The 23,750-nt window shown below is 40.0% G+C and carries 25 protein-coding genes and 1 pseudogene; 12 read left to right on the top strand and 14 right to left on the bottom strand.

Features of this window, described 5'->3' with window-relative positions; translation table 11 throughout:
- Nucleotides 1-67: pseudogene (locus FTT85_RS18875) on the bottom strand (helix-turn-helix domain-containing protein); the annotation flags it as partial.
- 114 nt (nucleotides 68-181) lie between these two features.
- Here FTT85_RS18875 and FTT85_RS12510 point away from each other — a divergent pair.
- Both FTT85_RS12510 and FTT85_RS12505 read left to right on the top strand, forming a co-directional pair.
- Nucleotides 182-460 (top strand): hypothetical protein, encoded by a 279-nt coding sequence (locus tag FTT85_RS12510; protein WP_180183667.1) that lies wholly within the window; start codon nucleotides 182-184, stop codon nucleotides 458-460.
- Between the two features lie 19 nt (nucleotides 461-479).
- Nucleotides 480-1,031, top strand: a complete 552-nt coding sequence (locus FTT85_RS12505; protein ID WP_180022470.1) for a hypothetical protein — start codon at nucleotides 480-482, stop codon at nucleotides 1,029-1,031.
- A 100-nt stretch (nucleotides 1,032-1,131) separates the two neighbouring features.
- Here the strand turns inward: FTT85_RS12505 and thiM are convergent, their stop codons facing one another.
- The 3 genes from thiM to FTT85_RS12490 all read right to left on the bottom strand — a co-directional run bounded on the left by thiM (nucleotide 1,132) and on the right by FTT85_RS12490 (nucleotide 3,582).
- The gene (gene thiM / locus FTT85_RS12500; protein ID WP_180183666.1) at nucleotides 1,132-2,001 is read right to left on the bottom strand and encodes a hydroxyethylthiazole kinase; all 870 of its coding nucleotides are present in this window, start codon (nucleotides 1,999-2,001) and stop codon (nucleotides 1,132-1,134) included.
- An 11-nt stretch (nucleotides 2,002-2,012) separates the two neighbouring features.
- A complete protein-coding gene (locus tag FTT85_RS12495; RefSeq protein WP_180183665.1) occupies nucleotides 2,013-3,170 on the bottom strand; it encodes a hypothetical protein in 1,158 nt (385 codons plus the stop codon).
- A gap of 148 nt (nucleotides 3,171-3,318) precedes the next feature.
- The gene (locus FTT85_RS12490) at nucleotides 3,319-3,582 is read right to left on the bottom strand and encodes a hypothetical protein (protein WP_078193641.1); all 264 of its coding nucleotides are present in this window, start codon (nucleotides 3,580-3,582) and stop codon (nucleotides 3,319-3,321) included.
- A gap of 492 nt (nucleotides 3,583-4,074) precedes the next feature.
- On the opposite strand from FTT85_RS12490, the gene FTT85_RS12485 reads away from it, so the two are divergent.
- The 6 genes from FTT85_RS12485 to FTT85_RS12460 all read left to right on the top strand — a co-directional run bounded on the left by FTT85_RS12485 (nucleotide 4,075) and on the right by FTT85_RS12460 (nucleotide 11,441).
- On the top strand, nucleotides 4,075-4,350 hold the full coding sequence (locus tag FTT85_RS12485) for a hypothetical protein (RefSeq protein ID WP_078193640.1): 276 nt from the start codon (nucleotides 4,075-4,077) through the stop codon (nucleotides 4,348-4,350).
- A gap of 354 nt (nucleotides 4,351-4,704) precedes the next feature.
- Nucleotides 4,705-7,314, top strand: a complete 2,610-nt coding sequence (pepN, locus tag FTT85_RS12480; RefSeq protein ID WP_180010322.1) for an aminopeptidase N — start codon at nucleotides 4,705-4,707, stop codon at nucleotides 7,312-7,314.
- A gap of 332 nt (nucleotides 7,315-7,646) precedes the next feature.
- Complete coding sequence (locus FTT85_RS12475) at nucleotides 7,647-7,859, top strand: hypothetical protein (protein ID WP_078193638.1); 213 nt, start codon at nucleotides 7,647-7,649, stop codon at nucleotides 7,857-7,859.
- Nucleotides 7,860-8,086: 227 nt separating this feature from the next.
- The gene (locus FTT85_RS12470; protein WP_180183664.1) at nucleotides 8,087-8,863 is read left to right on the top strand and encodes a Rossmann-like and DUF2520 domain-containing protein; all 777 of its coding nucleotides are present in this window, start codon (nucleotides 8,087-8,089) and stop codon (nucleotides 8,861-8,863) included.
- A 62-nt stretch (nucleotides 8,864-8,925) separates the two neighbouring features.
- A complete protein-coding gene (locus FTT85_RS12465; protein WP_180183663.1) occupies nucleotides 8,926-9,609 on the top strand; it encodes a class I SAM-dependent methyltransferase in 684 nt (227 codons plus the stop codon).
- 215 nt (nucleotides 9,610-9,824) lie between these two features.
- Nucleotides 9,825-11,441 (top strand): GMC family oxidoreductase, encoded by a 1,617-nt coding sequence (locus tag FTT85_RS12460; RefSeq protein WP_180183662.1) that lies wholly within the window; start codon nucleotides 9,825-9,827, stop codon nucleotides 11,439-11,441.
- A gap of 103 nt (nucleotides 11,442-11,544) precedes the next feature.
- Here the strand turns inward: FTT85_RS12460 and trmB are convergent, their stop codons facing one another.
- The 3 genes from trmB to FTT85_RS12445 all read right to left on the bottom strand — a co-directional run bounded on the left by trmB (nucleotide 11,545) and on the right by FTT85_RS12445 (nucleotide 16,109).
- Complete coding sequence (trmB, locus tag FTT85_RS12455) at nucleotides 11,545-12,261, bottom strand: tRNA (guanosine(46)-N7)-methyltransferase TrmB (RefSeq protein WP_078188891.1); 717 nt, start codon at nucleotides 12,259-12,261, stop codon at nucleotides 11,545-11,547.
- A gap of 175 nt (nucleotides 12,262-12,436) precedes the next feature.
- Nucleotides 12,437-14,377, bottom strand: coding sequence for a sensor histidine kinase (locus FTT85_RS12450; protein WP_180183661.1), 1,941 nt, complete (start codon nucleotides 14,375-14,377; stop codon nucleotides 12,437-12,439).
- A gap of 289 nt (nucleotides 14,378-14,666) precedes the next feature.
- Nucleotides 14,667-16,109 carry a SulP family inorganic anion transporter gene (locus FTT85_RS12445; RefSeq protein WP_180183660.1) on the bottom strand — a complete coding sequence of 481 codons (1,443 nt, stop codon included), beginning with the start codon at nucleotides 16,107-16,109 and terminating at the stop codon, nucleotides 14,667-14,669.
- A gap of 215 nt (nucleotides 16,110-16,324) precedes the next feature.
- Between FTT85_RS12445 and FTT85_RS12440 the strand changes: the two genes are divergently transcribed.
- Nucleotides 16,325-16,936, top strand: a complete 612-nt coding sequence (locus tag FTT85_RS12440) for a glutathione binding-like protein (RefSeq protein ID WP_180183659.1) — start codon at nucleotides 16,325-16,327, stop codon at nucleotides 16,934-16,936.
- A gap of 82 nt (nucleotides 16,937-17,018) precedes the next feature.
- On the opposite strand, the gene FTT85_RS12435 is transcribed toward FTT85_RS12440, so the two are convergent.
- From FTT85_RS12435 to FTT85_RS12410, 6 genes are all read right to left on the bottom strand, one after another.
- Entirely contained in the window at nucleotides 17,019-17,705 is a 687-nt protein-coding gene (locus FTT85_RS12435) for a hypothetical protein (protein WP_218955471.1), read from the bottom strand.
- Between the two features lie 67 nt (nucleotides 17,706-17,772).
- The gene (locus tag FTT85_RS12430; RefSeq protein ID WP_180183657.1) at nucleotides 17,773-18,558 is read right to left on the bottom strand and encodes a thiazole synthase; all 786 of its coding nucleotides are present in this window, start codon (nucleotides 18,556-18,558) and stop codon (nucleotides 17,773-17,775) included.
- A 12-nt stretch (nucleotides 18,559-18,570) separates the two neighbouring features.
- Nucleotides 18,571-18,768, bottom strand: coding sequence for a sulfur carrier protein ThiS (gene thiS, locus FTT85_RS12425; protein WP_111885686.1), 198 nt, complete (start codon nucleotides 18,766-18,768; stop codon nucleotides 18,571-18,573).
- 57 nt (nucleotides 18,769-18,825) lie between these two features.
- Nucleotides 18,826-19,191, bottom strand: coding sequence for a DUF423 domain-containing protein (locus FTT85_RS12420; RefSeq protein ID WP_180183656.1), 366 nt, complete (start codon nucleotides 19,189-19,191; stop codon nucleotides 18,826-18,828).
- 169 nt (nucleotides 19,192-19,360) lie between these two features.
- The gene (gene rpoH, locus FTT85_RS12415) at nucleotides 19,361-20,230 is read right to left on the bottom strand and encodes an RNA polymerase sigma factor RpoH (protein WP_078188879.1); all 870 of its coding nucleotides are present in this window, start codon (nucleotides 20,228-20,230) and stop codon (nucleotides 19,361-19,363) included.
- 142 nt (nucleotides 20,231-20,372) lie between these two features.
- Nucleotides 20,373-20,567, bottom strand: coding sequence for a sulfurtransferase TusA family protein (locus FTT85_RS12410; RefSeq protein WP_078189214.1), 195 nt, complete (start codon nucleotides 20,565-20,567; stop codon nucleotides 20,373-20,375).
- Between the two features lie 415 nt (nucleotides 20,568-20,982).
- Between FTT85_RS12410 and FTT85_RS12405 the strand changes: the two genes are divergently transcribed.
- Entirely contained in the window at nucleotides 20,983-21,195 is a 213-nt protein-coding gene (locus tag FTT85_RS12405; protein WP_005014923.1) for a cold-shock protein, read from the top strand.
- Between the two features lie 99 nt (nucleotides 21,196-21,294).
- Nucleotides 21,295-22,446 carry an ATP-dependent RNA helicase RhlB gene (rhlB, locus tag FTT85_RS12400; RefSeq protein ID WP_180003018.1) on the top strand — a complete coding sequence of 384 codons (1,152 nt, stop codon included), beginning with the start codon at nucleotides 21,295-21,297 and terminating at the stop codon, nucleotides 22,444-22,446.
- Between the two features lie 100 nt (nucleotides 22,447-22,546).
- On the opposite strand, the gene FTT85_RS12395 is transcribed toward rhlB, so the two are convergent.
- Complete coding sequence (locus tag FTT85_RS12395) at nucleotides 22,547-22,933, bottom strand: hypothetical protein (protein WP_180183655.1); 387 nt, start codon at nucleotides 22,931-22,933, stop codon at nucleotides 22,547-22,549.
- Nucleotides 22,934-23,144: 211 nt separating this feature from the next.
- Here FTT85_RS12395 and FTT85_RS12390 point away from each other — a divergent pair, with 211 nt between their 5' ends.
- Nucleotides 23,145-23,735 carry a nitroreductase family protein gene (locus tag FTT85_RS12390; protein ID WP_171525909.1) on the top strand — a complete coding sequence of 197 codons (591 nt, stop codon included), beginning with the start codon at nucleotides 23,145-23,147 and terminating at the stop codon, nucleotides 23,733-23,735.
- Nucleotides 23,736-23,750 lie beyond the last annotated feature (15 nt).

Below are 23,750 nucleotides of genomic sequence, written 5' to 3'. Positions count from 1 at the left end.
GCTTGGCCAGAAAAATGAGTCGTTCTCGCTGTTCTAAACTAAGTGGTACAGAAACAATTCGAGGCATGTGTGAACATCTGTTAACTAAAAAAACTTTTTCGCATGATTAGTTATTTTTGTCAACTTATATACATTATTTGCCTCGCGCTCTGTTAAGTTTTATCCAAGGCATGGTGTCCCGATGCCCACTGAGTATGCGGATGTTTTAAACAGTTATAAAATCCGTCAGCATGATGTGCAGCATCGCGCTGAGGATATTTTTGTTCATCGTTGTGATTTACCGAAGGTGACGCCTGAGCAATTGGTTCGGCTACGGAAAAAATCTGATGAACATGTTCAATTTTTTATGCAGCACGTGCCAGATTATTTTGATGGCATGGGTTTAATGTGTATTTGTAAATTAAATGTTTCAACTATTTTTGAAGCAAGTATGAATCTGGCAGTTGGGCGGGCAGTTTAATGACGGACATGGATGTGTTATGCGACAAATGACGATATATCGATTATTCGGTTTCGGCGCGGCGATCTTTTTAACGGCTTGTCAGCCAGCAGAGCAAAAAGTACAGGAGCAATCGCAGAAATGTGTTGCCCCCGAAAAACTGGTCAAACAAATTTATGATCAAGAGTTGAAATTGCATGCTTTGAGTAAAGATCAACTTACTGCCTATTTTGAGCCATCGTTAGCGGAACGTATGCAAGCAGAAATTAACTGTAAGCAGTCGCAACAAGCGTGTAATGTGGATTTTGATATTTTCACGGATAGCCAAGATCCGCAGCAAGATTCGAAAAAAGGTGTTCAGCCTAAACTGAGTTTTGATGAAAATAAAAACGTCGTTCGTGCTGAGTTTAAAATTGGTGATGAAGCCAAAGTCTTAAATTATGAAATGAGTGATGGCGACTGTTCAAAAATCAAAAATATTGTTTATGCGGGGGACTATGACCTCGACATGATTTTGAGTAATCCAACAGAAATGATCGAAGATTCAGAAATGTTTGATTCCAATGCTGCAAGTGACAGTACGGCACAGTAAGTTTTTTGACGCGTTCTAATTATAAAAAACAGCATGAAACCCTGAACAGCTTGAGTCCTTTACTCAAGCTGTTTTTGTTTTTTTTCAAGCTATCGTAGCTTCATAGTGCATAAATTTGTATGTTAGCGAGTTGATTGAAATCGTCTTCATTGAGATTATAAATTTCATCTAAAAATGCAACATTGAAACTGCCGACACTTGAGCTAAGTTCATAGGCTTTTTGACCCGCAATCGCAAAGTGCAAATGCGCTGCGACTGTACCGGCAGTTAGTGTTTCACTCACGGCGCAATACGCTGCTGTTAACGCACCTAAAGCGCAGCCAGAAGCCGTTACTTTGGGTTGTAAGTAAGATCCACCATTAATTTGTATCACCGCATTCATTTCTTTCGACAAGATGAAATCCGATTCGCCTGAAATTGCCACACATTCACAGTGTTCTAATAAGGGCGCAGCATTTAAATAAATCTCGGCACTATTGAGTGTGCTATCGACACCGCGTGACTCACCTTGATTACCTGCAAGACCACTGATTTCTGATGCATTGCCACGAATAATGCTTGGTTTGTATTGGAGTAATTGGTCAACCATTTCAGATCGCCATGGCAAAACGGGGCCATAACCGACAGGGTCAAGCACCCAAGGTTTATTTAAATTTTGTGCTGTTTGTGCAGCAATTTGCATGGCCTGCATTTGTTCAGACGTTGGCGTACCTAAATTGATATTCAATGCACTGGCAATAGAGGCAAAGCTTTCGGCTTCAAAGGGATTGTCAATCATTGCAGGAGAAGCACCCGCAGCCAAAAGGACATTGGCCACATAATTGCTCGCGACTGCATTGGTGATGATATGCACCAAAGGTTGTTTGGATTGAAGTTCAATCCACGCATTGATGACGCTTTGTAAAAGCGGGCTATTTAAGTCAGTCAATTCACTGTTCATGGTCGTTTCAAAATTTTCAGATTGATTCATTGTTTTCTCCCTTAGCGGGTGAAGTAATGGTCTTGATGTTTACAATTACGGCAGAACAGGGTCACATAATCTGCGGCATCATAATCGACAGAGAGCTCTTGTGAACCACAGTACATGCAGCGCTTTGTGGAATAAAAATTTAAGCGAGGTTCGATTTTTTTCCACGCATGGCGTATCGGTTGCACAAAAATACTTTCATCGAGTCCTAAAAAGTTAAAAAGCAAAATTTCACTCATTTTACTAAAGGGGAGTTGTGGCGGACGAGGGAGGGTAAAGGTTTCCCATTTTTCCTGTAAGCCACGTTCACGGTATTGCTGTAAGGTCTTTTTTAACAGATTGGTATTAATGAAATTTTCATTACGTACTTGCAGGGCTTTTTGTTTATGTAGGTATTCGAGTGCTGACTGAATCATATAGTAAATCTGCCCAACCGCTAGATGGTCGAGTAGGCGATAACAGAACACTTGAAAGCTTTTATTTCCTGCAATTTGAATACCCCATGTCTTACAATAAAACTGCATGAATTGCACAATTTCTTGAAACAGTAGGAGATACAAACATTCTTTCACTTCGTCAGCACTTTTAAAAGGAACACCCAGAGCTAAATTTTCATAAAACCAATGGCGGAGTTGCTGCGCTACGCTAAAAAGACTGGGCTCCGAATAGCCATCCAGACGGACATTGATATAATACTGTTCAGCTTGTAGCGCATCATCTTTCACAATCAAAATTTGCTCATGCACGAGATGCTTTTTGAGTGATTGTTGGAAGAGATAATTCGGGCTGATGTTGTGGTATTTAATAGCGTCCCAGTCGATAAATTCTTGATGTGCCGTATGTTCTTTGACGTGATTATCCAATAAAGCCAGCAAAAAGAGTTTCTGTAAAAAGCTCAGTTCACTTAATTCACGTTTAACGATATCTTTATTTTTAAGTTTACGCTGTTCTTGTAAACGGGTTTCTTTGAGTAGTTTTTTTCGTGCGGCCTGACAGTTTTCACAATGGCAGTTGTATTGCTGTTCTGGAAATATTTGATGATGACAGTGGCTACACTGATAAAAATTAAATTCTTGCTCATCTAATTTTTCAGCATCTACCCAATACATAGATGCACGACACAACGGGCATTGCGTACTTTCATCCATTTGTTTGCGTAGAATATTGAACATGTTGCCAGCGTTTTTTGAAAGATTAAATTGATTATACACATCTCTGTTTAAAGACGGGTTTGCAATTTCAGTTGCGGCAGCTCAGGCGATATGTCGACAAATAAAAAAGCTGCATAGTGATGATGCAGCTTTTAGTCAGAATGGATTATTAATAGGCGGCTGGGCATGGGATCGATTCGTCCTCCTCTCCAAGTTGTTTGGCTTGTATTAAAGCTTGCACTTTTTTAGACGCAACTTTTTTAGTGCCTAATGCACTATATGAGTTAAGTAATGAACTGACCTCAAAGGCTTTGAGTGGAATCCCTTCGCAGGTCATAAACATTGCAATCACCTGATGGTCGATATTTGCAGCATCAAGCGCTTGCAGTGTCTTCATATTTTCAATACGGATGATGTGTTCTTTAATAAACATAATGCACCTCTTTTTGTTTTATTCTGAATATTTTGCTTTTGGCAATTAAGTAGATGCAAAACGCATGCTCAACTGTTTTGAGTAGAGATTTTAAAGCAGATAAACTGTATATTTACTTACTAAGGTATTGAAAATAAATTATTAATTTAAAAGTAACAAAATAATATTGATGAGTGTTTCTATCCCAGATGCATTCTCAAAATGCTTAAACTGTTGAAAAAGAAACATCTTGGTGCATGGTTTAAACAGAAGTATGCAATCAAATCCAAATGAGAAGACTGAGATTATTTGAGAGCTTAGGTGCTTTTTGGAAGGAAACAGCTAAGCGATTGGATTTGAAAAGTATATTTGTATATATTGAGCTTATAATTCTAATGATCTAGGCTTCTAGGATTGAAACCAAGCGGAATCTACTGAACTTGATACACAGTATGATTCAGCTGGATTTCTAAAGGTTTTGATCTTTTTATCCTTTCTTTGTATGGAATACACATGTCAGACGCACTTAAAAACAGCAATATCACTCGCATGCAATTATATAAGCAGCCACAGGGTACGGTTGGCGCGCTGATTATTGGGCATGATCAAACACTAGAAAAGACGATCGAGTTATTGGGCCTGGCTCAGCAACATCAAGTATCTAAAATTTATGTGGCGGGTGCGACGGAAGAAATTCAGCAATTCCTCACCTCAAAAGTCACGGCATTTCAATTTTACTTTGCAGCAGACTACGACAGTGCACTCGATTTAATTTTCGCAAATCAATAATCCTCTAAGTCTTAAGCAGGAAAGTTTGAGCGCAATAATTTGAACGTACAGATGGATTAAGCACCTGTACTTTCTCTTTCTAGTATATAGGCGCTTTATTTATTTTAGGTAGATAAAAAAATTTGCACATTGTTATAGCTGTACTCAACTCAGGCATTTATTTTGCTTAAACATGGCGAAAATATGTGCCAGCCTTTAAATTATTCTATAAAGATGATTGAAAACAACATGCGCTGAGCCCATATATAAATCATTGTAAATGCGAAGACAGCTTATGCATCTTGTCGTATGATCAAGTCATTCACAATGTGTTCAAAAAGCTGATGAAGCAATAACTAAGGAATAGGACGAGATATGAATATTGCGGCAAATCCAGTGGTCGAAGCAGACCAAACTGTTTATTTAAAAGACTATCAAAAACCATCATTTGTCGTAGATAGTATCGATCTAGATATTCAAGTCTTTGATGACCATACCAATGTAAATGCAAAATTAGTGATGCAGCGTCAAACGGCAGGGGATTTGGTGTTATTGGGTCGTGATTTGGAACTCAAATCAATTCGCTTAAATGGTCAAGTCTTGCCGGCAGATGCCTATGTTGTAGATGCAGAACAACTGGTGATTTCAAATGCACCTGACCAAGCTGTCATTGAAACCGAAGTCGTGATTCATCCTGAAAGCAATACTCAACTCGAAGGTTTATACCAAGCGGCAGGCGATCTATTCGTCACCCAAAACGAGCCTGAAGGCTTCCGTAAAATTACCTATTATCCTGACCGTCCTGATGTGCTATCGGTATTTACCACACGTGTCGAAGCGGATAAAAAATTCCCTGTATTACTTGCCAATGGTAATTTGATTGAAGCGGGTGAAACCGGTGAAGGTCGTCATTATACCGTTTGGCAAGATCCAACCAAAAAACCATCGTATCTATTTGCCTGTGTGATTGGTGACTTGGCTGTACTCAAAGATTCTTATGTGACGTCTGAAGGTCGTAATGTTGCTTTAGAAATCTATGCAGAAGAAAAAGACATTCCAAAATGTCATATTGCGATGGAAGCTTTAAAACATTCGATGCGTTGGGACGAAGAACATTATGGTCGTCCTTATGATTTAGACAATTATATGATCGTGGCAACCAGTGCATTTAACATGGGTGCAATGGAAAACAAAGGTTTGAATATTTTCAACACCTCTTGTGTGCTTGCTGATGAAGAATATACGACTGATGCTGCGATCATGCGCGTTCAGTCTGTGATTGCACATGAATACTTCCATAACTGGACGGGTAACCGTATTACCTGTCGTGATTGGTTCCAACTCTGCTTAAAAGAAGGTTTGACAGTATTCCGTGATCAGTCGTTCTCAGAAGATTTACAATCTGCTGCGGTACAACGGATCGATGATGTTGCAGTGTTAAAAGCACATCAGTTCCCTGAAGATTCAGGCCCGCTTTCACATCCACCGCGTCCAGATCATTTTGTTGAAATTAATAACTTCTATACCGCAACAGTGTACGAAAAAGGTGCGGAAATTAACCGCATGATGGCGACATTGCTGGGCAAAGAAAAATTCCGTGCAGGTACTGACGAATATTTCAAACGCCATGATGGTCAAGCTGTGACAGTTGAAGATTGGGTGGCAGCACTAACAGCAGGTTCTGGTGTAGATTTATCGAGTTTCTTGATTTGGTATAACCAACCGGGCACACCAAAACTTGAAGCAAAAGGTGAGTACGATGCTGCAAATCAAACCTATACTTTAAGTTTGAAACAAAGCTTAAAAGCGCATCCGAAATATCCAAATTTAAAAGCAGTGCCAATTCCTGTGGCTTTGGCATTGTTTGATGCGACGAGTGGTGAACAGTTAGTTCTCAGCTCAGATGCATTGGTTGAAAATGGCATCAAAGATGGCGTGTATTTATTTGATACCGATACTGCAACGATTACATTTAGCGGTGTAAAAACCCAGCCTGTTGTGTCTTTACTGCGTAATTTCTCTGCACCTGTTAATCTTGAATTTAACTATTCAGATGAAGAGCTTGCTTTCCTGATGCAGTACGAGCCGAATGGTTTTAACCAATGGCAAGCCAGCCAAACCTTGTTAGAACGTATTTTGTTAAATGGCCATGATGCTGACATCTATGTCCAAGCTATACAAAATACATTACCAGCATTGGTTGAGCGTGATCCACTACTTGCTTCACGTTTATTCGATGTACCGACAGAGGGTTATTTAGGTAGCCGTATTGATGCCGACTACAGTCCTGCCCAAGTGCAAGAACAGCGTGAAGCACTTTTAAGTCGTGTGGCACGTGAGTTAGGTGCTTTCTTTAAAGAGACTTATGCAACTTTAGACCCTGATGCGCAGAAAGAGTTTTCACAAGCCATGGGTGTTCGTGCATTGAAAAACATCATGTTGAGCATGATGGCACGTCAAGGCGATGCTTCTGTATTTGAATTGGCCTATGAACAATTTAGCTCTACAGGCAATATGTCTGAACGTCTTGGTGCTTTAAAAGTATTGGTTTGGAATGATGCACCACAAGCACAGCAAGCTTTAGAAACTTTCTACACACGCTTTAAAAATGAAGCCTTGTCGATGGACCAATGGTTTATGCTGCAAGCAGCACATCCGAAAGCAACTGCGGAAACCATCAATGCACTGACTGCTCATCCTGACTATGACTTGAAAGTACCGAACCGTATTCGTGCGGTTACAGGCGGTTTAAATAGCAATCCTGTCAACACATGGAGTTTTGGTGTGCAGCACATTGTTGAATTGGCAAAATTCCTCGATGAGAAGAATCCAATTGTCGGTTCACGTTTACTGCAAATTTTGTCCCGTTGGTACACTTTGGCAGAACCGCAGCGTAGTGAAGTCAAAGCAAAACTTGAAGCACTTAAACCTGTTGTGAAATCGAAGAATGTGTCAGAAACATTAAACAGTATGTTGAGTGTTTAATCATTCAACCTCTCTGTACGATTGATTTGAGTTAAATCAGTCCTACTAAAATGAGTCTGTTGTCATAGGTATGGCAGCAGGCTTTTTTATATCCAGTCTTTTTTATCTAAACTTTAGTTAGGATTGAAAATCAATCATGTTTAGATGACTGAAACTCAAAAAATTTCTCTGAGCATTTATTTAAATTACATAATAATTGCAATATAAATCACATAATGGCGCTACAATAAAATAGGTCTAACACATGAATGACTGTATGCGGTAAGGCATCCAAGTTCATGAATGTTTAGATTTTTTTATCTATTTCATTGTGCAAGATTTTGAGGCGGGTCATGTTAGTTAAGGTTGATGAAGGTTTTTATTTAAACTCACATCATATTATTGCAATTCGAATTAATAGAGATTTGCTTGATACCTTTGTTGTTTCGGTAGAATACACACCCAATAGTGTGCAAAACACAGGTGTATTTGAAAAGAAATTCAATGCGCGCCGCGATGCAGAACAATACCTACAGACTCTGAATCAGATCATTGGTAAATCGTAAAAGCTAAAGTGCATATCGTGGATATTGTCTAGATTGAAATGGACATGACATGAATCAGACGCAGATTGACGTCTAGCAAAAGGGATGAAGTGCATCCCTTTTTTTGTGCTTATCTGAGCGAAACTGATGCGAAGAATTGAAAATAAATCATTCTATCGATACGACTCGATTTGCACGTCGGATATTTTCCTGACATGCTGTAGCCATCCAAAATGAGTTAAAACTATATGCGAATCAGTATTGTGGGTGCAGGTCGTGTTGCACATCATTTGCTCAATGTGCTTCATCCACAACATCACATTGTGCAAGTTTATGCGCGAAATCTTGATAATGCAGAAAAACTTGCGGCAACTGTAGGTGCAGAAGCCATTCATACCCCAACTAAGTTGAATGCTGAGATTGATCTTTTGATCATTGCGGTGAGCGACCAATCGATTGCAACCGTTATTCAGCAAGTCAAAGCCTATCTGCCACAAGTTTTGATTGTGCATACGTCAGGTAGCACCAATATCACGGTACTGACCCAACAGCATTCGCGAGCAGGGGTGTTTTATCCTTTACAAACCTTTAGTTTAGATCGAGATGTGGACTGGATGTCGACACCGATCTTTGTAGAAGCGGCCGACTCTGCAGATTTGACGACACTTACAGATTTAGCAAACAGCATTAGCCAAAGGGTTTATCAATATGATTCGGCACAGCGCTTGAGTCTGCATCTTGCTGCGGTGTTTGCCTGTAATTTTAGTAATTATTGTTATGACATGGCAAAGCAGATTGTTGATGCAAAACAAGTCGAATTTAGCTTACTTTATCCTTTGATTTTAGAGACAGCCAATAAAGCGACTCAGGCTGAACCACGTAACATGCAAACAGGTCCTGCAATGCGTGGGGATCAAAATATCATGTTGATGCATGCCAATATGCTTGAGCAAGCTGATCAAGTCGATCTGAAAGCGGTCTATGAAATGTTGAGTCAGCAGATTTTTGAGCATCATCAGAAATAAACAATCCATAAAGAACAATGAATATTTATTAGCTTAGACATACATGTCAAACAGGATGTTACATGGCAAAAGATTTTAATAGCCCACAAGTGGTCGAAAGTTATGATGCACATATACGTAAATTAATTCCCGGTTATGAACTTGTCCATCAACAGATTCAGGCGGTGTTAAATTGCTATGTCGCTGAAGATGCCCATGTACTGATCATTGGATGTGGGACGGGCTATGAATTGGGCTATCTCATGGCCTTGAATCCAACATGGTCATTTACCGTTACAGAATTGTCTGAAAATATGCTGAATCAAACACGGCAACGCGTTGAAGCCGCTGGACAGTTGCATCGCGTCAATTTTGTTTTGGGCAGTCATACTGCTTTTGAGGAAGTAAGTTGTTTTGATGCGGTGCTGAGTATCTTGGTGACGCATTTCATTGCGTTGTCAGAGAAAACGAATTTTTTAGCAAAAGCATTTGAGCTGCTTAAACCGCAGGGTATTTTTGTAAGTTTTGACTTGATGCAAACTCATTCGCGTTTTGAGCAGCATGTACTGCCTGAGTTTTGCAAAATGCAGGGTTTATCTGCATCGCAAGCGACAAAAATGATGCAACGTTTAGAAGATGACTTTGAACTGATTAGCCAGCAGCACTATCAAAGCTTACTGAGGGAAATAGGCTTTGATCAAATCCATTGTTTCAGTCAAATCTTTAGCTATGCAGCTTACTGTGCTTTTAAAACGTCTATGGATTAAAAGAATAAAGACCAAGTTTGAGTGTATTAAATCCATCGATCATTTTGACAGATATTGTTGCTACCTTGCATGAGTGAAACTTGCATCAAAATTTTGATCAATAGTCTCATTTTTTCTTGCTCGGTATCGCGCTCATTATTTTAAGAAAGAAACTTTTCAGTCAGCGTTAAATCCATTATTGTGCATTTATAAAAATAATCAATTGGATGAAAATAATGTCTAAAATGGAATTTGATTATATCGTGATTGGTGGCGGAAGTGCGGGATGCGTACTGGCTGCACGCCTCAGTGAAGATCCACATATATCTGTGTGCTTACTAGAAGCAGGTGGGCAAGGTGATCAGTGGACGGTCAATATTCCAGGTGCATGCGTGGTGAGCTTACCGACTAAAATCAATAATTGGGCCTTTGAAACTGTGCCGCAAGCTGGCTTGAATGGTCGTAAAGGCTATCAACCGCGTGGAAAATGCCTTGGCGGTTCATCCAGTATTAATGCCATGATTTATATTCGTGGACATAAAAATGATTATGATCAATGGGCGGTACAGGGCAATACTGGCTGGTCATATGATGAGGTCTTGCCATATTTTATTCGCTCAGAAAATAACAACCGAATACACAATGAATTCCACGGAAATGACGGCCCTCTATCCGTCACAGATGTACAAAGTGACAATATTTTCCATCAACGCTATACCGAAGCGGCTCGTGCACAAGGCCATAAAGTCCTTGATGATTTTAATGGCGCAGAACAAGAAGGCTTAGGGGTTTATCAAGTTACGCATATCAATGGAGAGCGTTGTAGTGTAGCGCGTGCGTACTTATTTCCACATTTAGATCGGCCAAATTTAACGGTATTAACCAAAGCAACAACGCATAAAATTGCCATAGAACATCAAGTTGCGACTGGCGTAGAAGTACAACATGCAGGGCAAATGAAACACTTAAAAGCCAGACGGGAGGTCTTACTCAGTGCCGGAGCGATGCAGTCACCGCAGATTTTAATGTTGTCTGGAGTAGGCGATCAGGCCGAGCTCCAAGCGCATGGCATTGAAGTGAAACACCATTTACCGGGTGTAGGAAAGAACTTCCACGACCATCCCGATTTCATTTTTGGTTATAAAGTCAAAGAATACCAAGGCACATTTGGCATGTCTTTACCCGGCTCAATTGATATGTTCAAGCAGTTCAGTCGCTATCGTAAGGAACGAAGGGGTATGATTGCTTCAAATTTTGCAGAATGTGGCGGTTTTCTAAAGTCTTCACCCGATTTAGCGATACCAAATTTGCAATTACACTTTGTCGTGGCGTTAGTAGATGACCATGCACGAAAATTTCATGCAAGTCATGGTTTGTCGTGTCATGTATGTCTGCTCAATCCAAGAAGTCGCGGCACGATCAAACTAAGTGGTTCTAGTGTAAATGATCCATTATTGATTGATCCAAACTTTTTAGGGGATGAACAGGATTTAGAAGATTTGGTACAAGGTTTTAAGTTGACGCAGCAATTGATGATGTCGCCGTCTTTATCGAGTCATTATCAGCAAGATTTATTTACCTCACTGGTCAAAACAGATGATGATATACGTGCAATCTTACGTCAGCGTGTGGATACGGTTTATCACCCTGTCGGTAGTTGTAAGATGGGCGTAGATGAGATGTCAGTGGTTGACCCTGAATTGAAAGTCTACGGCATTCAAAACCTTCGTGTCGTCGATGCATCTATCATGCCTTCTGTGGTGAATGGCAATACCAACGCACCGACAGTGATGATTGCTGAAAAAGCCGTGGATATGATTCGACAAAGTCAGCTCCAAGCGCAAGTAGCTTAGTGGTTATTCATTTTATATGATTTGATACAACACAGATAAATCTTAGATCAAAAACAGCAATAAAAAACCACCGCTAACGGTGGTTTTTTGCTTTATTCCAAAGTTAGTTTACTTTTTTGAAGATGAAGTCATTAATTTTATGGCCTGCTTCAATTCCGCGACGTTCAAACTTAGTTTGCGGACGCCAGTCTGGACGAGGGTAGCTATTGCCTTTACCTGCAAGGTTTTCAAGACGTGGACGTTCTTCAAGAACTTCGATCATCCATTCAGCATACGGTTCCCAGTCAGTTGCTGAGTGGAATGTGCCGCCGATTTCTAATTTTTCTTCAACCAATGGCATACGGTCATGAGATACAAAACGACGTTTGAAATGACGTTTCTTCTGCCATGGATCTGGGAAGTATAATTGCACAGTGTTAATACTGTTGTCTGGCATTTCACGTAGCACTTGGATGGCATCAGCATCCAATACTCGAAGGTTAGTTAACCCTGCAAGACCTGCTTCATACACACATTGAGCGATACCCGGAACATGTACTTCAATGCCGACAAAGTTACGTTCTGGGTTTGCTTTTGCCATCAGTACCAAAGAGCGACCCATACCAAAACCGATCTCAACAGTTAATGGACGTTCAGGGTGTTCAAAATGCTGACGCAAATCCCCAACAGGATATTCCAAAATTAGATGACCATATTGTTCCAGCGCAGTACGTTGCGAAGTATTAAGTGGCGCAGAGCGGCGCATAAACGTCACGATTTCACGGTGTTCGTTTAGGTTATCCAGATCTACTGCGTGCTGGTCTAATTGATCGTTCGACATAACTTTGGCAAATGTAAAAAATTCGAATGCGGTATTTTAAGTCCTGAGATGCACAAGTCAAATTTTTTACCGTGAATATATCCTCTTTTTGCTCAATCTCACCGACGGAAGCCGTGCCGAGGATTTGCAATGTACAGTGAATTACTCAGCTCAAAAGCGATGAAATAACATTAAGCTAGGCGATTTTATCGTCAAGATCTTCACTATCTGTATCATCATGTTTAAACGGTAAAATGGCCTCAAGAACGGTACAACCCGGCTGTGACTGTATTTTAAATTCACCACCAATACGATGGATTCGTGTTTGCATACTATGTAGACCAACATGTAGACCTTGTTCAACTTCGTCAGGGTTGAAGCCGATACCATTATCTTCAATACGTAATATCAGTTGAGTCTCTGTTTCGAACAAACTGACTTGAATTTTGCTAGCCCGACTATGCTTTAAAATGTTGGTCAGGGTTTCTTCTGCGACACGAGTCAAATTGAGACATTGGGTCGCAGAAGGTGAGTGAATCCATTCGGCAGCAATTTTCCAGCTCGAGCTCATGTCTAATTCTTCAAAGAGCTGTACAAAGCGATGGCGAATCGGTGCCGCCCATTCGATCGGGGTGTCTGGAACTTTCGTTCCTATACTCGAACCTGAATCGATGACTTGTCTTAAATCATTTCGGAACAGTTTAAGCATCGACATGATTTGTGGTTTTTCAATTTTGTCATTTTGTTCTAACAGTAAAATTGAACGGACAATTGATCCGCCTAAACCATCATGTAAGTCATGAGATAAATGAATTCGTTCTTGAAGTCGTGCATTTTCAAGCGCGAGTTGATGTTGTTGACCGAGTGAAGTAGCGAGTTTCAGTTCAGCTCGTTGCACATTTTCAGTTAAGGTCTTATTAAAACGCTCAATTTGACGGGTGTGTCGAGCTAAACGCAAAGCCAGTACGCCGCCCAAAACGAGGGTGGTTAGTGGGCCAGTATATGGTGAGAGCGCATGGCCTTCCATGGTCATCATAAAGTGCGCATCATGTACCGCAATCGGTAAATAAATCAGATACAGCGTTGCAAGCAAATAGGTTTCTGCCATTTTGGCTTTATACGCCAAGTACGGATAGCTAATACATTTGGCCACAAAGACCAAAACAAAGAAGCTAAAACAAATTTGGATGATGGTCTTTAAATAAGCCTCTGGTGCAAAACCGATACAGAGTGCTGCGATAGTCGCAAGGCTCAATAACAGCTTTTGAATTTTCGGGAAGGGATGATTTGCAAAATACCACGCACCAATACAGCCAAATACCGTATAAAAACAGAAAATAATATTTTGTAGGCGGTCGACCTGTACGGTGGTTAGAAATGCAATTGGCCCATTAAAAATAATACACAGGCTATAAAATACCCAAGCCATGCCTGTGATGGTTAACCATAAGTAAGCTCTTTCATTACGATTGGCGAGCCATGCTAAAAAAAAGAACACAGCCACGACGAAATTAATCATCGTATTGAGTTCGACTAATTGTCGTTGTTCGAGTAACCAAATTTTAAAGGTGTCATAGACTTGCGGGTATTCCCCAATTTGAACTGAGCTGAGTCCTGATTTTTGGGTCAGCGAACCATACACTTGTACCCAAATGATATTTACACCTTGCTTTAAACTCGAGCTAGGCAAGTTCAATAGTCTAGGTTGATGTTGGCTTCGTGAAAAATGTTCTGCTGAAATGTAATCTTGCCAAAGTAGGGCATCGTTGATATAAACCCGTCCACTTTGGGTGATGCCTTGTATAGCGATAGCAATGGGTTGATTTAACTGATGGAGGTCACAGTTCAACTTAAATTGGATTTTGTACCAAGCGATACCATGATAATCCGGCCAACGTTTATTCCAAGTGTCTGGAAGCTTTTGCAGATTTTGCCAACCTGTACGTGGGCGCTCTTGCTCGACAGCGCTTTTAGCTGTGGCAATATGGGTGATTTCAACAGGACAATGACTGCTTGAGATCTGTGGGGTGGCATTGGCAAAACTGGGTATAGCGATACAACATAGCAGGCAAAATAGACTCGCTAAGACCAGCAGCCGATTTGCTTGAATGCAGTGTCGTGACCAAAACCAAACCATCAAAATTCCCCCAATTTTGTGTATCCACAATTTAAAAAAATATATAGAAAGTCACATCAAATCTTTGTTTTATTTTTAATAGTTATAATTTTATGAGATGAATTATACAGTTAAATCGAATGAATGGTGAATTTTTCTCTTTTTTATAGGCTTAGTATTATATGTAATGTCATTACACATCAGAGCTTCGATCTTTGAAACCCTTTGCTATATACATCCTGCATAGGGTTTCAATAGGTCACACTTTATTGAAAATTGATTTGATTCAAAGTGAATATTCAAAAATCCATTAGTCACTGACACGGTCAAGTAAAGTGCTACTTGCTTCATTTAAGCCAAAGACCTCTACTTGAATGTGTTTTGACTCAAATTTTTGCACGACATTTTTTAAAATATTGACTGAGGTAATATCCCAAATATGGGCATGGCTCAGATCAATTCGTACATGACTAACAATCTCCTGAAAATCAAAAAATTGATAAAAACTCTCAGAGCTACTAAAGAAAATTTGCCCATAGACCGTGTAACTACGGACGTTGTCTTTAAGTTCTGATATGACTTTTACCGAACTTTCTAATTGATTGATAATAAACAACGCAGAGAGGAGCACACCAACCAATACGCCAAGCGCCAAGTTATGTGTTGCAAGCACCACGATCACCACAGTAATCATCACGACATTAAAAGACATTGGATGCTTTGAAAATTGCTTGACTGAATTCCATTGGAAAGTGGTAAACGACACCATGACCATAATCGCGACTAAGGCAGCCATTGGGACATAAGCCAGCCAGTCTTTTAAGAACACCACCAAACACAACAAAAATATACCTGCAACCAAAGTGGAGAGGCGAGTTCGCGCACCTGAGCTGACATTAATAATCGACTGCCCAATCATGGCGCAACCTGCCATGCCGCCCATAAAGCCACTGACAATATTAGCAATCCCTTGACCACAACATTCCTGATGACGATCACCTTCAGTTCCAGTGACTTCATTGATCACTGTCGTGGTCATCATGGTTTCTAATAGGCCAACTGTTGCTAGGGTAATGGAATAGGGAAAAATAATCGTGAGGGTTTCAAGATTGAAAGGAATTTCAGGAATCAAGAAAATAGGTAAAGTCTCTGGAAACTTACCCAAATCACTCACAGTACGCAGGTCAGCACCTAAAAATAATGCCAAGCCACTGAGAACAATAATGCAAATCAGCGGTGATGGAATGGCTTTGCCAATTTTAGGTAGATATGGAAACAGATAAATAATCGCAAGCCCTAAAAGCATAAAGATATAGCCCAAACTATCCATCTTTGACATTTCAGGTAGCTGTGCGACAAAAATCAAAATCGCGAGTGCATTTAAAAAACCATACACCACTGACTGCGAGACGAAGCGCATAAGTTTTGCGACTTTAAAATAGCCAGCAATGATTTGAATCACACCAGTCAAAACTGTGGCAGCCAAAAGGTATTGCAAACCATGATCTTTGACCAAAGTGATCATAAGTAAGGCCATCGCACCCGTAGCAGCTGAAATCATTGCTGTACGACCACCAAAAAAGGCAATGGTGACGGCGATACAAAACGAAGCGTACAAACCAACCTGAGGGTCAACCCCAGCAATGGCTGAAAAGGCGATCGATTCTGGAATTAGCGCCAGTCCAACTACTAAGCCAGCGAGCACATCGGTACGAATATTGGAAAACCATTGTTCTTTTTTAAGTTGTAACACGGTAACTTTTCATCAAATCTTAAACGCGGCTATGTTAAAACAACTGAGTATAAAAATGCATAACAGATTGACTTGAAATCTTCTTGATAATGGACAATAGTCAATGAGTATATGTGTTTCAGCATTTACGCTTTTTTGCAATTTACAGGTTTGATCACTTGAAAGTTTGACAGAAGAGATTTAAAACATTGAATAGTATATAACAAGGATCAGATATGAAGCTTTATTATTCTCCAGGTGCATGTTCATTAGCATCACATATAATTTTAAATGAAATTAATGTCGATTTTGATTTGGTCCGTGTTGACCTAAAAAACCATAAAACAGAAAAAGGGGTGGATTATTACGAGATCAACCCAAAAGGTTATGTACCTGCATTAGAAATCAACCCAGGTTTGATCCTGACCGAGAACGTGGCCATTTTACCGTTCCTTGCACAACATGATCCTAAACAAGACTTAATTCCTCCATCAGGTTTAGGTCGTGCCAAAGTTTTAGAATGGCTTGGCTATTTGAACTCAGAATTACATGATGCTTATGCCGTATTCTTTGGTGCTCCACTAGATGCAGACGCTAAAGAAAAAGCTTATGCAGAAATTGATCGTTTATTGACATACATCGATAAAGCGATTGGTGAATCGGATAACGACTATTTAGTCGATGATAACTTTGGCCCTGCAGATGCCTATCTCTTTGTACTGACAAATTGGTCAAATGGCATCGGTCATGATTTAATGCCATATAAAAATATCATTGCATTGCGTAACAAAGTTGCAGAGCGTCAATCAGTTCAAATTGCGATGCGTGATGAAGGATTGATTCCTTAAGTTGTGTATTCAAATTGAATTAAAAAAGACCGCCGAAATTGGCGGTTTTTTTATTGCTAGATTTTTATTGCTCAGGTTTGGCTTAATACTCGAATTGTGTATAGAAATCATCAAAGTTAATATTTTTAAGCGTCAGTTGCTTCGGTGCTTTGAAGGTTGACCATTTGGTCTGAGTTTTGGCATCTTCAAACATATTACCGCCTACAATTTCCTTACGTTTTAAGGTCGAAAAATTATAGCTTTTCGATGTTTCTTCACCAGAAGCGCGGTGAAAGCTATTGTAGTCAAAACCAATCAGATCAAAGTGTTGATTTTGCCAACGGAAGGTATAACTATGTCGGGGCCATTCCCAGCCACCACAAGCCATAAAATAACTAAAATGAACGAGTAAATTGCCTTTACTGATTTGGATGTCTTCTGCTTCAGCAAGTGGATCAAGTAAGCATGAATTCGGTTGCTGAGCGACTGGGATACTGTTGTTTTCTACGATACGTTGATATCCCTTTGCGGTTTTAAAAAATACGATGAGTTGTCGTGGATGGTTATGAACGACTTTGCCATCGTCATCATAGGTCACCACATCGACTTTTTGTTTTTCCACGATCATCGCAATATCTGGCATTTGATCTTTGTTTAGGTCGCCAGTCGTAGCCATCAAAATGTCCCAACCTTGAGGCGCGAGTGATTTGGCTGTGCTGGGCACTTGGGCAGACAGCCAACTAGATGCGACACAAAGACTCAAAGTACACAATATATGGGATATTTTCATTGTTATCAGGTTTTCAAAATCAAAAAAAGGACTCAATAGAGTCCTCTTTTATACCGTGAATGAGTTTTTATTTAAAGAAGTATCCAGTTTCAGGTGAACTGGCATTTGCCATGCGTTTACGCGGCATACGTCCTGCTAGGAATGCTTCACGGCCTGCTTCAACTGCTTTTTTCATCGCTGAAGCCATCAGAACAGGGTTTTGTGCAGCTGCAATTGCTGTATTCATTAATACGCCATCACAGCCCAATTCCATCGCTATCGCTGCATCACTTGCTGTACCTACACCAGCATCGACCAAGACAGGCACTTTGGCATTGTCTTTAATGATCGAAATAGTATGTGGGTTGAGAATGCCTAAACCTGAGCCAATGAGACTACCTAAAGGCATAATCGCTACACAGCCCATGCTTTCCAGTTCTTGTGCCACAATTGGGTCATCTGAGGTATAAACCATGATTTCAAAGCCATCGTCAACCAATGTACGTGCAGCTTTTAAAGTCTCGGTAATATTTGGATATAGGGTTTTCTCATCGCCTAAAACCTCAAGTTTAACCAAATTGTGACCATCTAAGAGTTCACGGGCCAACATGCAAGTACGGACCGCACTGTTCGCATCGAAACAACCGGCTGTATTTGGCAAAATCGTATATTTGTCAGGTGGAACCACTGAAAGCAAGTTTGGTTGGTCTGGATGCTGACCAATATTCACACGGCGAATGGCAACGGTCACAATTTCAGCACCACTGGCTTGAATGGCCTGGTCAGTTTCCGTTAAGTCCTTGTACTTACCTGTACCAACTAAAAGTCGTGAATTAAATGTACGTGAACCAATGATTAGGGGTGTATCTTCCATGGGAGCTCCATTTTAGCCGCCACCTACGGCATGAATAATTTCAATATGATCTTGCTCTGCAATTGGGGTTTGTTCCAATTTACTTTTCGAGATGATCATTTCATTTTTTTCAACAGCGAAGCGTTTGCCTTCCAGTTGTAATTGTTGAACCAATTGCAAGAGGTTGACACATTCGGTTTGTGTAGCTTCGCCGTTTAAATAGATTTGCATTTGTGGATTCCGTTCTTGCTGCCTTACCGATTGAGTAAGGTCAATATCTGCTGTTGATTATTTTGCGTATTTAAATGCATTCCATGCCAATATGAGCCATCCAGCAATCATCAGCGCTCCACCAATCGGGGTAATTGCACCGAGACCACGTGGTAAGCCTAGAGCCATCACATATAAAGAACCACAGAAGAAGAAAATACCAACTTGTATAAGGAGGAAACTAGCTTTAATTGGAAGTTGGGGAATGACTTTGGATAAGATCGCGAGGGCAAGTAAGCCTACTGCATGATAAAAGAAATAGTCCGTTGCAGTTTGCCACCAAGCCAATTGGGCTTCAGTCGCGCGCGCTTTTAATCCGTGTGCACCAAAGGCACCAAGCATCACAGCAAAAGCTAAGTTAAGTGCGGAAATGGCAATCCACATGTGCATTCACCTTAACAAAATTTGCGCATAACCATAGCATATTTAGCGCGCAGGGTTAAAGCAAAAATGCCCAAAGTTTTTGTGTTGTAGTTTGTCATTCAATACTATTCAGACATAAAAAAGAGCATCGAAATGCTCTTTTTTATGATGACTAGGAAAAGCTTTCAAATTAGTTTGAAGACATTGCGACTTTAATTTTTTCCATCGCATTTTTTTCCAACTGACGAATACGTTCAGCAGATACATTATATTCTGCCGCCAATTCATGCAGCGTCGACTTTTCGTCATCTAACCAGCGACGTTGTAAGATGTTACGCGAACGGTCATCCAGCTGATCCATGGCTTCATGTAAAGCTGAAGTACTTTGTTCTTCGTAGTCTTCATCTTCCGCTAAACGTGCAGGGTCGTAACGGTTATCTTCGAGATAAAGGGCAGGAGCGACATGGGTCGAACCTTCATCGTCGTCATCACCTTGAGCTTCAAACGCAGCATCATAAGCGGTTAAACGGCCTTCCATTTCCAAGACTTGTTCGGGTGTTACATTCAAGTCATTGGCAATCGACTGTGCTTCAGCTAAAGTTAATTTTTTAGATGACTTTTTTAAGCTACGTAAATTAAAGAATAATTTACGCTGCGCTTTAGTGGTCGCAATTTTGACAATACGCCAGTTACGAATCACATATTCATGAATTTCTGCTTTAATCCAATGCACAGCAAAAGATACGAGACGTACGCCCATGTTTGGGTCAAAACGTTTTACCGCTTTCATTAAGCCCAAGTTACCCTCTTGAATCAGGTCACCTTGTGGCAAGCCGTAGCCTGCATAGCTACGTGCGATATGCACAACAAAACGAAGATGCGACATCACCAGCATTTTAGCTGCGTCTAAATCTTGGTCATAATAATAACGTTCGGCCAGCTCTTTTTCTTGTTCGGCCGATAAAATTGGAATCTGATTAACAGTACTAATATAAGCACCAAGATTCACCCCAGGTGCCGATAATGACAGGGGCATCAATTGATTGCTGCTGTCACTCATGTTTTCTCCTTGAGAATTAAAATGGGTAAGCCCAATAACTAAGATTCATCTTAATCCAATATTTCCGTAAATTATGGAAAATTGGGTATAGAAATGTAAACTTTTATTCAATTATGAAGCAATTTAGTTTAACTGAATCTTTTTAAGATTCAATCAAGTAATGAAACTCAGAATCGGAAATTTTGCGCATTTCACAGTTTAACTGATGTATTTGACAGTATCGTGATACATCTTGTTGGCTGTGCGGATCGGATGACTTTAACAATAAAGATTGGTCTGGACTTTTCTTTAAAGCTTTTTTGAGCATCAATAGTGGCATCGGGCAGGGTTTACCCATTGCATCTACAGTTAAAAGCGAATTTTGGCTGTCACTCACGAAGCAGATCCAACATGTTTACATTTCAATGGAAATATTAGCAAATACAGTGCCAAATCCCAACCTAAAATAGGTAAAAATCCTTTGTAATTTATAACTCAAACGATGTGAAAAAATAAGAATATTCAAAAGGAAAATAGATCAAAAAAATCTATTAATTGCGGTAAACCCGTGTTAAGCTCGTTGCGTTGTTAAGATTTTTGTTGGCTGTGAAGCCTCTTAACTCTTGATATATTTGGATGTAACCGGGATTTTGTTGATAGTTTTACAGAATGATTACAAGCTTAGAAATAAAAATATTTTTTTTAACCTTGTTTGGTCTGCTGTTTGCAACACCGGGTGGTCCTTCTTTTTTAAATACGATAAGGATTAACTTATGACAGCTCGTGAACAAGGCGTTGTTAAATGGTTCAACGACACTAAAGGCTTTGGCTTTATTCAACGTAACGGCGGCGACGACGTATTCGTTCATTTCCGCGCAATTATGGGCGAAGGCCACCGTTCACTTCGTGACGGCCAACGCGTAGAATTCAGCGTTGTTAAAGGTCAAAAAGGCTTCCAAGCTGAAGAAGTACAACCTTTAGACTAATCGTCTGAATGTACTCAAAAACGCTCCAATGTAAATTGGGGCGTTTTTTGTTTATAATGCTTCAGCAATTTTGTGATTATTCAATTAGGGCACATCTATATGTCATCAGGTTTTGAAACCTTAAATTTACATCCGAACCTTAAAAAAGCCATTGATGCTTTAGGTTTTAAGGATATGACGCCTATTCAGCAAAAGGTTTTAAAATTTACATTGGCTGGACATGACGCTATTGGTCGTGCTCAAACTGGTACTGGTAAGACTGCGGCTTTCTTGGTCAGTGTGATCAATGACTTGTTGAATAATCCAATTAAGGAACAGCGTTATCGTGGTGAACCGCGTGCATTGATTCTTGCACCAACGCGCGAACTTGCTTTACAAATTGAAAGTGATGCAAAAGAATTAGTGAAATACACTGATCTCAATGTTATGACTTTATTGGGTGGAGTAGATTTTGATAAACAAAAAAATCTATTAAACCGTAATTTTGTCGACATTATGGTTGCAACCCCTGGTCGCTTAATTGACTTTGTGGAACAAAAAGAAGTTTGGCTCGATCAAATTGAATTTTTAGTGATTGATGAAGCTGACCGTCTTTTGGATATGGGCTTTATTCCTTCAGTGAAACGTATTGTGCGTTTTTCACCACGTAAAGAACAACGCCAAACGCTAATGTTCTCTGCGACGTTTAGTTATGACGTGCTCAATCTTGCACAGCAATGGTTGTTTGAACCCGTTACAGTCGAAATTGAACCTGAAAAGAAAACCAATGCAGATGTTGAGCAACGTGTCTACATGGTGGCGAAGTCTGATAAATATAAATTGTTGGAAGACATCTTACGTGATGAACCAATTGAAAAGGTTATGATCTTTGCCAACCGTCGTGATCAAGTGCGTAAACTTTATGATCACCTCAAAAAAGACGGTTATAAAGTGGTGATGTTGTCAGGTGAAATTGCTCAAGATAAACGTTTGAAAATGCTTGATCAGTTCAAAAATGGTCAACACAACATTATGATTGCAACAGATGTTGCGGGTCGTGGTATCCATGTTGATGGTGTTTCGCATGTGGTGAACTTCACACTTCCTGAACAGTCGGATGATTATGTACACCGTATCGGTCGTACAGGTCGTGCAGGAACACGTGGTGTCAGTATTAGTTTCTTGTCTGAAGATGATGCTTTTTCACTACCTGAAATTGAAAAAGCCATTGGTCAAAAATTACCTTTAACCCGTTTAGATGGTTATTGCTAATTTTTGCTTCTAAAAAAGCCTGCATATTTGCAGGCTTTTTTATTTCATATCGACAATTTCATTTTGGGTTAATGACAAAACGGAATCACAGACTAACGGTTTAGTTTGCACGGCAACTAAAGGTCAGTATAGTTTGGTAATCATCATCTTTGCTGATGCTGCTATTTCCTGTAATGGTGCCAAGTACGTCAGCCGCAGCCTGAATCATTTGACCTGTCTTTTCATCGACCACACCTTTTAAAACACCGTTGTATTCTTGCTTCTCATCCACTACGACAGGGGTCGCATTTTTACCACAGGTACTATTTGCTGCTGCGATCGCATTATTTTTTGCCGCTAAACTGGTTTTACCTACGGCAGTGACTTCATATTGATTATTTGGTTTTTGAATTGCTAATGATTTTGTTGGTGTAGATGTACATGCAGCTAAAAGCACAGTTGCGCTTAGCGTGCTAACCATGGCAACAGTTTTGTTGAATTTTTTCATGTGGTGCCCCGAGTTAGAAACAATTTGATTTATTTGAACATAAAATTTCTTATAGAACAGGGAGCTGCTGTACAAGTTATGCGGTTTTTTATAGTAAATCTGTGAATAAAGCTGACTTAACAAATAAGCACCGAGTCTGATGCAAACATTCTAGAGTAAGTTATTGAGAATATGCTAATCTTGAGCAAACGTTTTAAAGTACAGTGTATAGATGTCAATTCTAAAATCAGCAGTTGATACAGTTCATCAAAATATTCATCAGCGTCAGTCGATTGGTCATTTAATTGAACCTGCGCCGAATGCTGAGCAATTGGAAAATGCGTTTCAAGCCGCCTTAACGGCGCCAGATCATCATCGTCTTAAGCCTACGCGTTTTGTGATTATTCCTGAAACTGAACGTGAAGCATTTGGTGAGTTGCTTTCACATGCCTTAGCCGATACTGGACAAACAGAAGAAGCACAGTTGGAACGTGTGAAACACCATCCATTTCGTGCGCCACTATTGGTTTTGGCCTTAACTCAATTACAAGATCATCCCAAAGTTCCGCATTTCGAACAAATTTTAAGTTCAGGCGCAGCAGTACAAAACTTTTTGCTCTCTTTACAAGCACAGGGCTTTTCAACTATGTGGCGTAGTGGGGCGGTGGTTGAATCTAAATTGTTTAAACAAGCCTTGGGTTTAACGGAAAACGATTTGATTTCAGGCATTATTTATATCGGTACAGCTGTGAAAGCAATTCCACCTCGTGCTGAAATACAGTCTGCTGACTTTGTAAGCCATTGGCATAAAGCAAACCAATAAAAGTGAAAAATAGGT

Source organism: Acinetobacter sp. YH01020, assembly GCF_013420275.1.
Taxonomy (GTDB): Bacteria; Pseudomonadota; Gammaproteobacteria; order Pseudomonadales; family Moraxellaceae; genus Acinetobacter; species Acinetobacter amyesii.
This window is presented reverse-complemented; position numbering and strand designations above follow the sequence as displayed.

Coding starts and splice junctions, on each gene's coding strand:
- FTT85_RS12475 (WP_078193638.1), top strand. CDS start 7,647: ATGTTAGTTAAGGTTGATGAAGGTTTTTATTTAAACTCACATCATATT.
- FTT85_RS12465 (WP_180183663.1), top strand. CDS start 8,926: ATGGCAAAAGATTTTAATAGCCCACAAGTGGTCGAAAGTTATGATGCA.
- FTT85_RS12510 (WP_180183667.1), top strand. CDS start 182: ATGCCCACTGAGTATGCGGATGTTTTAAACAGTTATAAAATCCGTCAG.
- FTT85_RS12450 (WP_180183661.1), bottom strand. CDS start 14,377: ATGGTTTGGTTTTGGTCACGACACTGCATTCAAGCAAATCGGCTGCTG.
- FTT85_RS12460 (WP_180183662.1), top strand. CDS start 9,825: ATGTCTAAAATGGAATTTGATTATATCGTGATTGGTGGCGGAAGTGCG.
- FTT85_RS12430 (WP_180183657.1), bottom strand. CDS start 18,558: ATGGAAGATACACCCCTAATCATTGGTTCACGTACATTTAATTCACGA.
- rhlB (WP_180003018.1), top strand. CDS start 21,295: ATGTCATCAGGTTTTGAAACCTTAAATTTACATCCGAACCTTAAAAAA.
- FTT85_RS12495 (WP_180183665.1), bottom strand. CDS start 3,170: ATGTTCAATATTCTACGCAAACAAATGGATGAAAGTACGCAATGCCCG.
- FTT85_RS12485 (WP_078193640.1), top strand. CDS start 4,075: ATGTCAGACGCACTTAAAAACAGCAATATCACTCGCATGCAATTATAT.
- rpoH (WP_078188879.1), bottom strand. CDS start 20,230: ATGAGTGACAGCAGCAATCAATTGATGCCCCTGTCATTATCGGCACCT.
- thiS (WP_111885686.1), bottom strand. CDS start 18,768: ATGCAAATCTATTTAAACGGCGAAGCTACACAAACCGAATGTGTCAAC.
- FTT85_RS12410 (WP_078189214.1), bottom strand. CDS start 20,567: ATGGGTAAACCCTGCCCGATGCCACTATTGATGCTCAAAAAAGCTTTA.
- FTT85_RS12470 (WP_180183664.1), top strand. CDS start 8,087: ATGCGAATCAGTATTGTGGGTGCAGGTCGTGTTGCACATCATTTGCTC.
- FTT85_RS12420 (WP_180183656.1), bottom strand. CDS start 19,191: ATGTGGATTGCCATTTCCGCACTTAACTTAGCTTTTGCTGTGATGCTT.
- FTT85_RS12440 (WP_180183659.1), top strand. CDS start 16,325: ATGAAGCTTTATTATTCTCCAGGTGCATGTTCATTAGCATCACATATA.
- FTT85_RS12435 (WP_218955471.1), bottom strand. CDS start 17,705: ATGAAAATATCCCATATATTGTGTACTTTGAGTCTTTGTGTCGCATCT.
- pepN (WP_180010322.1), top strand. CDS start 4,705: ATGAATATTGCGGCAAATCCAGTGGTCGAAGCAGACCAAACTGTTTAT.
- FTT85_RS12505 (WP_180022470.1), top strand. CDS start 480: ATGCGACAAATGACGATATATCGATTATTCGGTTTCGGCGCGGCGATC.
- FTT85_RS12395 (WP_180183655.1), bottom strand. CDS start 22,933: ATGAAAAAATTCAACAAAACTGTTGCCATGGTTAGCACGCTAAGCGCA.
- FTT85_RS12390 (WP_171525909.1), top strand. CDS start 23,145: ATGTCAATTCTAAAATCAGCAGTTGATACAGTTCATCAAAATATTCAT.
- trmB (WP_078188891.1), bottom strand. CDS start 12,261: ATGTCGAACGATCAATTAGACCAGCACGCAGTAGATCTGGATAACCTA.
- FTT85_RS12490 (WP_078193641.1), bottom strand. CDS start 3,582: ATGTTTATTAAAGAACACATCATCCGTATTGAAAATATGAAGACACTG.
- thiM (WP_180183666.1), bottom strand. CDS start 2,001: ATGAATCAATCTGAAAATTTTGAAACGACCATGAACAGTGAATTGACT.
- FTT85_RS12405 (WP_005014923.1), top strand. CDS start 20,983: ATGACAGCTCGTGAACAAGGCGTTGTTAAATGGTTCAACGACACTAAA.